We start from the raw sequence: 12,178 nt of genomic DNA on the forward strand, positions 1-12,178 counted from the left end.
GTAACCCGATCGCCACGCCGGGGGTTCCTTGGCAAAATGCCCGCGCCGACCCCTGGATGTGCCGTGCCCCGGTTCAGCGTCATCGTGCCCGCGTACAAGGTTCAGGCGTACCTCCAGGAGAGTCTGGACTCGGTCCTGTCCCAGTCGTTCCCGGATCTGGAACTGATCGCGGTCGACGACGCCTCCCCGGACGCCTGCGGTTCGATCATCGACGAGTACGCGGCCCGGGACCCCCGGGTGACCGCCGTGCACCTGGCGCACAACCTCGGCCTGGGCCCGGCCCGCAACGCGGGTCTGGCCCGGGCCACCGGCGACTACCTGCTCTTCCTCGACGGCGACGACACCCTCACCCCCGGCGCCCTCCAGGCCATCACCGACCGGCTCAAGGACACCGGCTCCCCGGACGTCCTCGTCTACGACTACGCGCGCACCTTCTGGACCGGGGAGCTCGTACGCAACCGCCTCGCGCACCGGCTGTCCGAGGAGGGCCCGGCCAGCTTCCGGCTCGCCGACCGCCCGGCCCTGCTCGGCATGCTGATGGTCGTGTGGAACAAGGCGTACCGCCGCGAGTACGCGGAGCGCGAGGGCCTGGAGTTCCCGCCCGGCTTCTACGAGGACACCCCCTGGACCTACCCGGCGCTGCTGGCCGCCGAGTCCATCGCCGTCCTGGACCGGGTGTGCGTGCACTACCGCCAGCGGCGCACCGGCTCGATCCTGACCACCACCAGCCGCAGCCACCTGGAGATCTTCGACCAGTACGACCGGGTCTTCGGCTACCTCGGCACCCGCCCCGAGCTGGAACGCTGGCGCCCCACCGTGCACCGGCGGATGGCCGAGCACTTCTGCGCCCTGTACGCCGACCCGCGCCGCCTCCCGCGCGCCTGCCGGGCCGAGTTCTTCCACCGGGCCTGCGCGCTGCTGCGCCGCTACCGGGCCGTCGGCTCGCCCCCGCTGTCGCTGTCGCGCACCGACCGGATCCGGCACCTGTTGATGCGGCTGGGCGTGCGCCGTACGTACCGCACGCTGTCGGTGCTCCGCTCGGCCGCGCTGGCGGCGGAGGGCGCCGGGGTGTCGCTGTGGCGGGGCCTGCGCGAGAGCGCGCTGCGGCTGCACTACCGCGGCCAGCGGCTCCTGCCGCTGCGCCCGGAGCTGGCGGTGTTCTCCGCGTACTGGCACGGCGGCTACGCCTGCAACCCGGCGGCCATCGAGGCCAAGCTGCGCGAGCTCGCGCCCCGGATGCGGACGGCGTGGATCTGCGATCCGCAGCACGCGGCGACGCTCCCGGCGGAGACGGCCGCGCTCCGGCCGGGCTCGGCGGCGTACTGGACGGCGCTGGCCAGGGCCACGTACCTCACCACGAACGTCAACTTCGAGCGCGCCCTGGTCAAGCGGCCGGGCCAGGTCCTGCTCCAGACCCAGCACGGCACCCCGCTCAAGCGGGTCGGCCTGGACCTCCAGGACCGGCCGGCGGCCACCCCGACGACGGATTTCGCGGGCTTGCTGCGCGGGGCGGACCAGTGGGACTACCTGCTGTCCGCGAACCGCCACTCCACCCTGGTGTGGGAGAAGGCGATCCCGTCCTCGTACACCACGCTGGAGTACGGCTACCCGCGCAACGACGCCTTCCACCGGGCCACCCTGGACGACGTGGTGACGCTGCGCGAGCGCCTCGGCATCCCGCTCGGCTCGACGGCGATCCTGTACGCGCCGACCCACCGCGACTACCGGCGCAGCCGGCCCGAACACCTGGACTTCGAGCGGGTGCTGCGGGATCTGGGCCCGCGCTTCACGATCCTGACGCGTACGCACCTGACGTACGCGGACGTGCCCGGCCGGCCGGTGCGCCACCCGCGCCTGGTCGACGTCTCCGCGTACCCGTCGGTGGAGGAACTCTGCCTGGCCTCGGACGCGTTGGTGACGGACTACTCGTCGCTGATGTTCGACTACGCGGCGCTGGACCGGCCGATCGTGATCCACGCGGACGACTGGGAGGCGTACGAGGCCGCCCGCGGCACGTACTTCGACCTGCGGTCCTGTCCGCCGGGGGCGATCGCCCGCACGCAGGACGAGCTGGTCGACATCTTCACGACGGGCCACTGGCAGGGCTCGCGCTCGGCGCAGCTGCGCTCGGCGTTCCGCTCCCGCTTCTGCTCGTACGACGACGGCCACGCGGCGGAGCGCGTGGTCCGCCGGGTCTTCCTGAACCAGCCGACGGCGATCCCCCCGATCACGCCCCTGGAGGACCGCCACCCGGCCCCCGCGGCCCCGCCCCTCGCCCAGGAGCCCACGCTGACCGTGAGCCTCTGGCCGTAGCGAAGCCGTCAGCCGGCGGAGGCGGTCAACCCCGCCACCACGGACCTGGCCAGGTCGTCGAGGTATGCCGCCGGGACGGCATCGCGCACGACCACCTGCCGCCAGTACAGCGGCCCGATCGCCAGGTCCAAGGCCCGTCCCGGATCCGTGCCCTCGGTCAGTTCGCCGCGCGCAACGGCCTCCGACACGATCCCCTCCGCCATCCGCCGCTCCCCCTCCAGCAGCGCGCCGCGCACGGCATCCGCGATCTCCGGATTCCGCGCCGCCTCCACCAGCAGGTCCGGGATCACCGCCGACGCCACCGGGTGCCGCAGCACATGTGACATGACCTCCAGCAGGGCCCGTACGTCCCCGTACAGCGAGCCCGTCGCCGGCACCGGCAGGCCGTCCACCGCGAAGGCCCCCACCAGGTCCAGCACCAGGTGCAGCTTCGACTTCCAGCGCCGGTACACGGCCGTCTTGCCGACCCCCGCCCGCCGCGCGATCCCCTCGATGGACATCCGGGAGAACCCGACCGCGGCCAGCTCCTCCAGCACCGCGGCCCGGATCGCCTCCGTCACGTCCTCGCGCAGGACGGCGGCCCCGGCGGGGGCCCGGCGGGCGGTGGCGGCAGGAGCGGAGGCAGGTGCGGCGACGGGGTCCGTGGAGGTCATGCACCGAGCATAGCCGCGCACGCCGTCACCCACCCGTCACGACGATACGGTTGCGTTCCGTCGCACTGCCCCCTAATCTCGCCGTAGCGACGATACGGACCCGTCCCATCGCCACCCGACGCCCTACCCCCGTCGAAAGCGACCCCCGTGACAGTGACCACCCACCCCGCCGAGCCGGCGACGACATCGGCCGCGCTCGCCGATCTGGCGGCGACCCACGGCCTGACCGTCAGCGGCGCCCGCCCCTCGCTCCCGAGCTACGTGCGCCAGCTCTGGGGCCGGCGCCACTTCGTGACCGCGTACGCCACCGCCCGGATGCACGCCACGTACAGCACGGCCAAGCTGGGCCAGGTCTGGCACCTGGTGACCCCGCTGCTCAACGCTGCCGTCTACTACTTCATCTTCGGCATCGTCCTGAACGCCAGCCACGACGTCCCGGACTACATCCCGTTCCTGATCACCGGCGTCTTCGTCTGGGACTTCATCGGCAGCTCCATCAACGCCTCCACCCGCGCCGTCCACGGCAACCTCGGCCTGGTCCGCGCCCTGCACTTCCCGCGCGCCAGCCTGCCCCTGTCCACGGTCGTCCAGCTGTTCCAGCAGCTGCTGGTCACCATGGGCGCGCTGGTCCTCCTGCTGCTCGCCTGTGGTCAGACCCCGTCCCTGAAGTGGCTGATGGCCGCGCCGACCCTGGCCCTGATGGCCGTCTTCTGCGCCGGCGTCGCCATGGTCATGGCCCGCATCGGCAGCAAGAGCCCGGACGTCAGCCAGCTGATGCCGTTCATCCTGCGTACCTGGATGTACTCGTCCGGGGTCATGTGGTCCATCGACTCGATGCTCAAGAAGGACCACCTCGCGCACTGGGTCACCGTCGTGCTCAAGACCAACCCGGCGGCCGTCTACATCGACCTGATGCGCTACTCGCTGATCGACAGCTTCAACGCGCACGCGCTCCCGCACCACGTGTGGGCGATCGCCGTCGGCTGGGCCCTGCTCGCCGGCGTCGGCGGATTCATCTACTTCTGGAAGGCCGAGGAGGAGTACGGACGTGGCTGACACCAAGACCGCACCCGCGACCACACCCGCGACGCCGGCGACACCGGTCCCCGACACCCGCGTCCCCACCGTCATCGCCGACGAGGTCCACGTCGTCTACAAGGTGCACGGCGCCGGCAACCGCAAGGGCGGCGCCACCGCCGCCCTCAGCCGGATCTTCTCCCGCAAGCCCGCCCCCGGCATCCGCGAGGTGCACGCCGTCAAGGGCGTCACCTTCGTCGCGTACAAGGGCGAGGCCATCGGCCTGATCGGCACCAACGGCTCCGGCAAGTCCACCCTGCTCGCCGCGATCGCCGGCCTCCAGCCCGTGGCCCGCGGCCGGATCTACTCCCACGGCCAGCCCTCGCTCCTCGGCGTGAACGCGGCCCTGATGAACGATCTGACCGGCGAGCGCAACGTGGTCCTCGGCGGCCTCGCGATGGGCATGTCCAAGCAGCAGATCCGCGACCGCTACCAGGGCATCGTCGACTTCTCCGGCATCAACGAGAAGGGCGACTTCATCTCCCTGCCCATGCGGACGTACTCCTCCGGCATGGGGGCCCGGCTGCGCTTCTCCATCGCCGCGGCCAAGGACCACGACGTACTCATGATCGACGAGGCCCTCGCCACCGGCGACGCAGCCTTCCAGCGCCGCAGCCAGGCCCGCATCGAGGAGCTCCGCGAGCAGGCCGGCACCGTCTTCCTCGTCAGCCACAGCATCGGCACGGTCCGCGAGACCTGCGACCGGGCGATCTGGCTGGAGTCCGGCGTGCTGCGCATGGACGGCCCCGCCGCCGAGGTCTGCGACGCGTACGAGAGGTTCACCTCCGGCCGCTGAGGCGGCGCAGCGACCGACGGGGGACGCGGAAGGGCGGCCCGGGCCGAAGCCCGGGCCGCCCTTCTTCCGTCACTGCCCCGCAGGGACTAGGCGTGCGCCCTCAGCAGCGAACGCATCGTCCGCATCGCGACCGACAGGTTCGCCAGGTCGAAGTCGTCCGAGCCCCGGATCTCGTCCAGGGTCGTCCGCGCCCGGCTGATGATCGCCGCGTTCTTGTCCTCCCACGCCTTGAAGCGGTCCTCGGGAGTCGAGTTGCCGTTGCCCACCGCCAGCACGTCGGCGGTCAGCGCCGCGTGCGCCGCGAACAGGTCCTCGCGGATGGAGGCGCGGGCCATGGACTGCCAGCGGTCGGCCCGCGGCAGCTCGATGATCCGGTCCATCAGCTGAGTGATGTTCAGGCGGTCGGCGAGGTCGTAGTACACCTCGGCGACGTCCAGCGGGTTGACGCCGGTGCGGTCCGAGATCGCGACGATGTCCAGCGTCGGGAAGGCCGAGGAGAATCCCGCGACCTTGGCCGCCAGCTCCTCCGGAACTCCCTCGCCGATCAGCTCGTCCATGATCGACTGGTACCACTCCAGGTCCGCACCGCGCACCAGCTTGGGCAGCTCGGCCCAGACCTCGCTCACCCGGTCGGAGAACAGCTCGATGGTCTCGGTGATCTGGAGCGGCTGCGGCCGGTTGTTCAGCAGCCAGCGGGTACCGCGCTCGACCAGGCGCCGCGAGTGCAGCCGCACCCGGGTCTGGACGTCGGCCGCGACCTTGTTGTCCAGCGACTCGACCGCGTCCCACACCTCGGCCAGGCCGAAGATCTCGCGGGCCGCGAGCTGCGCCCGGACGATCTCCTCCGTGGAGGCTCCGCTCTCCTCGCGCAGGCGGTGCAGGAAGGTCGAACCACCGGTGTTGACGGTGTCGTTGACCAGCAGCGTCGTGATGATCTCGCGACGCAGCGCGTGCGCGTCGATCTGCTCCGGGAACTTCGCGCGCAGGGCGCCCGGGAAGTACGCGTGCAGCAGGCGGCGCAGGTACGGGTCGTCCGGCAGCTCGGTGGCGATGAGCTCGTCCGCCACCGTGATCTTGGTGTAGGCGAACAGGACGGCCAGCTCCGGCTGGGTCAGACCCTTGCCGGCGCCCAGCAGCTCGCGGATCTGCCGGTCGGTGGGCAGGAACTCGATGTTCCGGTCCAGCCGTCCGGCCGACTCCAGGCGGCGCATGAAGCGCTGCTGGGCGTGGAGCAGGCTGGGGGCCTGGGCGATGCCGTTGGCGAGGGCCACGTTCTGCGCGTAGTTGTTGCGCAGCACCAGGTGGCCGACCTCGTCGGTCATCTCCGCCAGCAGCTTGTTGCGCTGCTTGACGGTCATGTCCCCGTCCGCGACGACCGCGTTCAGCAGGATCTTGATGTTCACCTCGTGGTCGGAGGTGTCCACGCCCGCGCTGTTGTCGATGGCGTCGGTGTTGACCTTGCCGCCCTCGCCGCCGGCGCCGATCCGGGCGAACTCGATCCGGCCGAGCTGGGTCAGGCCGAGGTTGCCGCCCTCGCCGATGACCTTGGCCCGGACGTCCGCGCCGTTGACGCGGATGGCGTCGTTGGCCTTGTCGCCGACGTCGGTGTGCGTCTCGGACGTCGCCTTGACGTACGTGCCGATGCCGCCGTTCCACACCAGGTCAACGGGGGCCTGGAGGATGGTCTGCATCAGCTCGGCGGGGGTCATCTTGGTGACGCCCGGCTCGATGCCGAGGGCCGCGCGCATCTGCGCGTTGACCGGGATGGCCTTCGCCGAGCGCGGGTGGACGCCGCCGCCCGCGGAGAGCAGTTCCGCGTTGTAGTCGGCCCACGAGGAGCGCGGCAGCTCGAACAGGCGCCGGCGCTCGGCGTACGAGGTCGCCGCGTCCGGGGTCGGGTCGATGAAGATGTGCCGGTGGTCGAAGGCGGCGACCAGGCGGATGTGCTCGGAGAGCAGCATGCCGTTGCCGAACACGTCGCCGGACATGTCGCCGACGCCGACGACCGTGAAGTCCTCGGTCTGGGTGTCGTGGCCCAGCTCGCGGAAGTGCCGCTTGACGGACTCCCAGGCGCCGCGGGCGGTGATGCCCATGCCCTTGTGGTCGTAGCCGGCCGAGCCGCCCGAGGCGAACGCGTCGCCCAGCCAGAAGCCGTACGACTCGGCGACGCCGTTGGCGATGTCGGAGAAGGTCGCGGTGCCCTTGTCGGCGGCGACGACGAGGTAGGTGTCGTCCTCGTCGTGGCGGACCACGCCGTTCGGCGGCACGACCTCGCCGCCGACCATGTTGTCGGTGATGTCGAGCAGCGCCGAGATGAAGATCTTGTACGAGGCGATGCCCTCGGCGAGCCAGGCGTCGCGGTCCACCGACGGGTCCGGCAGGTTCTTGGCGACGAAGCCGCCCTTGGCGCCGACCGGCACGATGACGGTGTTCTTGACCATCTGCGCCTTGACCAGGCCGAGGATCTCCGTACGGAAGTCCTCGCGGCGGTCGGACCAGCGCAGGCCGCCTCGGGCGACCTTGCCGAAGCGCAGGTGGACGCCCTCGACGCGCGGGGAGTACACCCAGATCTCGTACGCCGGGCGCGGCGCCGGGAGCTCCGGGATGGCCTGCGGGTCGAACTTCATCGACACGTAGGAGTGCTGCTCGCCCGCTTCGTTGAGCTGGAAGAAGTTGGTGCGCAGCGTCGCGTTGATGAGGGTGAGGAAGGACCGCAGGATCCGGTCCTCGTCGAGCGAGGCGACCTGGTCCAGGGCCCCGGCCAGCTCCTCCAGCATGGCGTCGATGAGCTCGGTGCCGGCGGACTGGCGGCCGGGCGACATCCGGGCCTCGAAGAGCGAGACCAGCAGCCGGGTGGTGTGGACGTTGTTGCGGAGGGTGTCCTCCATGTAGTCCTGGCTGAAGTTCACGCCGGCCTGGCGCAGGTACTTCGCGTACGCGCGCAGCACCACGGCCTGGCGCCAGGTGAGCCCGGCGGACAGCACCAGGGTGTTGAAGTTGTCGTTCTCGGCGTCGCCCTGCCAGACCGCGGAGAAGGCGTCCTGGAAGCGCTCGCGGGCGTCGTCACCGAGGTAGGCGTCGCCGTTGCCGGCGGGCAGCGGCATCCGCAGGCCGAAGTCGTAGATCCACGCGTTGGTGCGGTCGCTGCAGCGCAGCTCGTACGGGCGCTCGTCGGTGACCTCGACGCCCAGGCGCTGGAGCACGGGCAGGACCGCGGACAGCGAGACCTGCTCACCCGTGCGGTAGATCTTGAACCGGCGCTCGCCGGGGCCGGCGCCGACCGGCTCGTACAGCGAGAGCGCGAACTCCCGGTCGCTGGCGGAGAGCCGCTCCAGGTGGCAGAGGTCGGCCACGGCCGCGCGCGGCTTGTGGTCGGCCTTGTAGCCCTCGGGGAAGGAGGTGCCGTACTTGCGCAGCAGCTCGGCGGCGCGCTCCTCGCCCACCTCGGCGACCAGGGCGTCAGCGAAGCCGTCGGCCCAGGAGCGGGCGGCCTCGACGAGGCGGGCCTCGATGCGCTCGACGTCGCCGTCCGTCAGGACGGGCAGCTCCTTGCCCTGCGGGACGCGGATGACGAAGTGGATGCGGGCCAGGATCGACTCGGTGTTCCAGGCGGTGAAGTCGACGCTGCTGCCGTCGAGCTCCTCCTGGAGGATCGCGATCAGGCGCAGCCGCACGCCGGTGGTGTAGCGGTCGCGCGGCAGGTAGACGAGCGCCGAGTAGTAGCGCCCGTACTCGTCCTGGCGCAGGTACAGCCGCAGCCGGCGGCGCTCCTGGAGGTACAGGACGGAGGTGGCGATCTCGCGGAGCTTGTCGACCGGGGTCTGGAACAGCTCGTCGCGCGGGTAGGTCTCCAGGATCTGGAGCAGGTCGCGGCCGTCGTGGCTGTTCGGCGAGAAGCCGGCGCCGTCGAGGACCTCGGCGACCTTGCGGCGGATGACCGGGACGCGGCGGACCGACTCGGTGTACGCGGCGGAGGAGAACAGGCCGAGGAAGCGGCGCTCGCCGACGACGTTGCCCTCGGCGTCGAACTTCTTGACGCCGACGTAGTCGAGGTACGAGGGGCGGTGCACGGTGGCGCGGCTGTTGGCCTTGGTCAGCACCAGCAGGCGGTGCTCGCGGGCCTTGGCGCGGGCGTCGGCGGGCAGCCGGTTGAAGGACGGCGAGACGGGGTGGTCGTCCTCCTGGCCGCTGTGGTGCGGGTCGGAGCGCAGGATGCCGAGGCCGGTGCCGGGCACGGCGGCCAGGGCGTCGCCGTCGACGAGGTTGTACTCGCGGTAGCCGAGGAAGGTGAAGTGGTCGTCGGCGAGCCAGCGCAGCAGCTCGCGGGCCTCTTCGAGCTCGTACTCGCGCAGGTCGCCGGCGGTCGGCTCGTCGGAGAGGTCGTCGGCGATGCGCAGCGCGGCGTCGCGCATCTTCTCCCAGTCCTCGACGGACTCGCGGACGTCGGACAGGACGCGGCGCAGGTCGTCGGTGATCTGCTTGAGGTCGGCGCGGTCGGTCTCGCGGTCGGTCTCGACGTGGATCCAGGACTCGACGAGGGAGTCGTGGGGGCGCGCGGTCTTGGGGCCGTGTGCGTCGCAGTCGGGGCCGAGGATCTCGATCAGCTTGCCGGTGACGTCACGGCGGACGACGACCTGCGGGTGGATCACGACGTGGATGCCGCGGTTCTGCCGGGACAGCTCGTTCGTCACGGAGTCCACGAGGAACGGCATGTCGTCGGTGACGACCTCGACGACCGAGTGGCTGGAGGTCCACCCGTTCTCCTCGACCGTCGGGGTGTGCACGCGCACGTTCGCGGTGCCCTGCGGCCGGTTCTCGGCGAGCCGGTAGTGCGAGAGTGCCGCTCCGAACACGTCGACCGGATCCCGGTCCAGGAGGTCCTCTGGGGCGGTGTGCAGGTAGTAGCGCTGGAGGTAGGCGAGAGTGGTGTCCCGGTCGGGACGCTCCCCCTGCTCGGACCCAGTCGGAAGTAGCCCCCCGGCCGGGCTGTGCTCAGCTACCCGGGCCGCCCGCGCGAGCAGCTCGGCCTTTGCTTCGTCCAGCTTGGTCTGCATGTCCTCTGGCTCCTGTCGCGCGCCATTGCGTGACGTAGGTGAAGGAAGGAATGGCATGGCGCCGCGACGCGGGGTGACCGCAGGGGATCGGCGCTGTGCCGTGGTGAGAGCCGACCGGGAGGGAACTGGCCATGATCGGCTGAGGCTCCCGGCAGCAGGGATCAGCGAAGGCCCGGGCACGGTCGTGCGCCGGGCGCAGGCCGGAGGCTACGACGCCTCCGATGACTATCGCGCTGATCACGGGTACCAGGCTATCTCGCCGGACCCCCTGTCCGTCACGCGCTGGATCTGTACAAAAGCAGGTCTCGAACTTTGACGATATGCGCAGTGACGGGGGCATATTCTGGGCGTACTTATTCGGCCAGACGGCGAGCAGCGGATACGGCCTCTGCCAGCGTGTCGACGACCTCGACCCCTGCCGATTCCAGACTGCGCCGGCTGTGCGAACCACCCGTGTAGAGGACGGCCCGCGCGCCGATGTGCCGGGCCGCCAGGGCATCGTCCACGGCGTCCCCCACGAGGACCGTACGGGAGGCGGTCACACCCGCCTGCTCCAGGGCGGCCATATGGCGTACGAGATGTCCTGCCTTGCTGGTGTGGGAGGGCCCGATCCGGCCGTCGACGCGCAGGAAGTGGCGGTCGATGCCGTGTGCCTGCACGAGGGGTACGAGCTTCTCGTGGGGCGCGAGGGACAGCAGGGACTGCGTGCGCCCGTCCGCCTGCCAGTCGCGCAGCAGCTCGCGAGCCCCGTCGGTGAGCCCGGCGGCGTCGGCCGCGGCCCAGTAGTGGCGGTGGAAGGTCTCGTCCATGACCTCCCACTCGGCGTCGGTGGGCAGCCGGCCCATCAGCCGCTCGTAGAACTTCGGCACCGGTACGACGTACAGCTCGCGGTAGCGCTCCAGCGTGATCGGCGCGAAGCCGAACTCGGCGAAGGAGGCGTTGGTGGCGGCGATGACGGCGTCGATGTCGTGCAGGAGCGTGCCGTTCCAGTCCCAGACTATGTGGAGCGGGACGACGGGGGTGGCCGCGGTGCTCAATTCGGCAGCGCTCACTTCAGCAGCCCCGGGATCTCCTGGACGCCGAACCACAGCAGCTCGTGGTCCTCGGCGCCGTCCACGGTGAACTGCGCGTCGTCGTCCCCGGCGTCGGCGGCCTCCAGGGCGTCGGCGGCGGCCGTCACGTCGCCCAGGGCGTCATCGGCGTCCACGTGCACGGCGGCGGCCACGGAGAGCCGTACGGCCGCGGCGAGGGTCACCTGGCCCAGGGTGGCCTCGTCGACCCCGGGGGTCGCGGCGGCGGCCTTGTCGTCCACGTCGACGGCGACGACGACGCGCTTGCGCGGGGCGCCCCCGTCCGCGGCGAGCATCCGCAGGGAGGCGGCCGCGGCCCGGCCGAGGGCCGCGTACTCCAGCTCCTCCAGGTCGTCCGACACGTACCACTCGCGCAGCCCGGGCGTGACGGCGTACGCCCGCAGCGGGGCGGGGCCCAGCTCACCCGCCTTGTGCGCCTCGGCGAGCCCGGGGAGGGTCAGGGGGACGTACACGCGCATGGCCGGCTGCTTTCGGTAGTCGGAAACGCCCTCAGGATACGACTTGACGGGACTGCGCCGGGTGACGGCGGCGGTCCCCCTTCGGACTCCCGCCCGCCGACCGGAATCCGTCCACGGCGCGCCCCCGCGCGCCGCGGGAGCGGCCGGGGGCCACGCGGCCGCCCACCCGGATAGGTGAAGACGCGCCCGCCCCTCCCGCCCCCGGGAGCTGCTTGCGGAGGGTATCCGCGGACCGTAGAAGTCCCCTACCAAGTTACCGCCCGGTACCACCGGGCCCGGACTTCTCGGGGACGACCGCCATGACCAGGAACACCACCCGGCCCCCCGGCCGCCACGACCAGCGCCGCCCCCACCCCGCCCGCACCCCGCGCGGCCCGCACGACTGGTTCGCGGAGCGGCTGCTGGCGGTGGTCAGCGGCCAGCGCCCCGTCCACTCGCTGCTGGGCCACACGGTCGGCCCGGCGTACGAACAGCTGGTCACCCTGGCCCCCGCCGCCCCTCTGCGCGACCGGCTCCGCCCGGTCCTGCGCCAGTGCGGCCGCTGCCACCCCGGCCCGGGCGTGATCGAGGCCTTCGCCCGCATCGCGACGGGCGACCGCGTCACGGCGATGGCCTTCCGCCTGGAACAGGGCCCGGACCTCCGCTGGCGCTGCGCGGCCATCGAAATGAGCCCCCTCGCGTGACCACGAAACGCCGCCGGGCCGGACACCATGCGTGGTGTCCGGCCCGGCTGGGG

Annotated in this window: 8 protein-coding genes; 4 read left to right on the forward strand and 4 right to left on the reverse strand. The window is 71.6% G+C overall.

What is annotated here, in order from left to right:
- Positions 1-63 precede the first annotated feature (63 nt).
- A complete protein-coding gene (locus tag OG509_RS15100) occupies positions 64-2,313 on the forward strand; it encodes a CDP-glycerol glycerophosphotransferase family protein (RefSeq protein ID WP_406183093.1) in 2,250 nt (749 codons plus the stop codon).
- Between the two features lie 8 nt (positions 2,314-2,321).
- Here OG509_RS15100 and OG509_RS15105 read toward each other — a convergent pair whose 3' ends face one another.
- Complete coding sequence (locus OG509_RS15105; protein ID WP_406183094.1) at positions 2,322-2,966, reverse strand: TetR/AcrR family transcriptional regulator; 645 nt, start codon at positions 2,964-2,966, stop codon at positions 2,322-2,324.
- Positions 2,967-3,113: 147 nt separating this feature from the next.
- Between OG509_RS15105 and OG509_RS15110 the strand changes: the two genes are divergently transcribed.
- Positions 3,114-4,022 (forward strand): ABC transporter permease, encoded by a 909-nt coding sequence (locus OG509_RS15110; protein ID WP_406183095.1) that lies wholly within the window; start codon positions 3,114-3,116, stop codon positions 4,020-4,022.
- Positions 4,015-4,839: an ABC transporter ATP-binding protein gene (locus OG509_RS15115; protein WP_406183096.1), complete on the forward strand. Its 825-nt coding sequence runs from the start codon at positions 4,015-4,017 to the stop codon at positions 4,837-4,839. Before OG509_RS15110 ends, OG509_RS15115 begins: the two co-directional genes overlap by 8 nt.
- Positions 4,840-4,925: 86 nt before the next feature.
- Here OG509_RS15115 and OG509_RS15120 read toward each other — a convergent pair whose 3' ends face one another.
- The 3 genes from OG509_RS15120 to OG509_RS15130 all read right to left on the reverse strand — a co-directional run bounded on the left by OG509_RS15120 (position 4,926) and on the right by OG509_RS15130 (position 11,442).
- On the reverse strand, positions 4,926-9,893 hold the full coding sequence (locus OG509_RS15120) for an NAD-glutamate dehydrogenase (RefSeq protein WP_406183097.1): 4,968 nt from the start codon (positions 9,891-9,893) through the stop codon (positions 4,926-4,928).
- Positions 9,894-10,246: 353 nt separating this feature from the next.
- Positions 10,247-10,945: an HAD family hydrolase gene (locus tag OG509_RS15125; RefSeq protein WP_406183098.1), complete on the reverse strand. Its 699-nt coding sequence runs from the start codon at positions 10,943-10,945 to the stop codon at positions 10,247-10,249.
- On the reverse strand, positions 10,942-11,442 hold the full coding sequence (locus OG509_RS15130; RefSeq protein ID WP_406183099.1) for a DUF6912 family protein: 501 nt from the start codon (positions 11,440-11,442) through the stop codon (positions 10,942-10,944). The genes OG509_RS15125 and OG509_RS15130 overlap by 4 nt, the downstream gene beginning before the upstream one ends.
- Positions 11,443-11,741: 299 nt before the next feature.
- On the opposite strand from OG509_RS15130, the gene OG509_RS15135 reads away from it, so the two are divergent.
- Complete coding sequence (locus OG509_RS15135; RefSeq protein ID WP_385588951.1) at positions 11,742-12,125, forward strand: Rv3235 family protein; 384 nt, start codon at positions 11,742-11,744, stop codon at positions 12,123-12,125.
- Positions 12,126-12,178 lie beyond the last annotated feature (53 nt).

Origin of the sequence: Streptomyces sp. NBC_01006 (genome assembly GCF_045162725.1) — a bacterium.
Taxonomy (GTDB): domain Bacteria; phylum Actinomycetota; class Actinomycetes; order Streptomycetales; family Streptomycetaceae; genus Streptomyces.

Bases quoted from the DNA above. Each gene is read 5' to 3' on its own strand.
- OG509_RS15105 (WP_406183094.1), bottom strand. From the start codon at position 2,966: ATGACCTCCACGGACCCCGTCGCCGCACCTGCCTCCGCTCCTGCCGCC.
- OG509_RS15120 (WP_406183097.1), bottom strand. From the start codon at position 9,893: ATGCAGACCAAGCTGGACGAAGCAAAGGCCGAGCTGCTCGCGCGGGCG.
- OG509_RS15130 (WP_406183099.1), bottom strand. From the start codon at position 11,442: ATGCGCGTGTACGTCCCCCTGACCCTCCCCGGGCTCGCCGAGGCGCAC.
- OG509_RS15135 (WP_385588951.1), top strand. From the start codon at position 11,742: ATGACCAGGAACACCACCCGGCCCCCCGGCCGCCACGACCAGCGCCGC.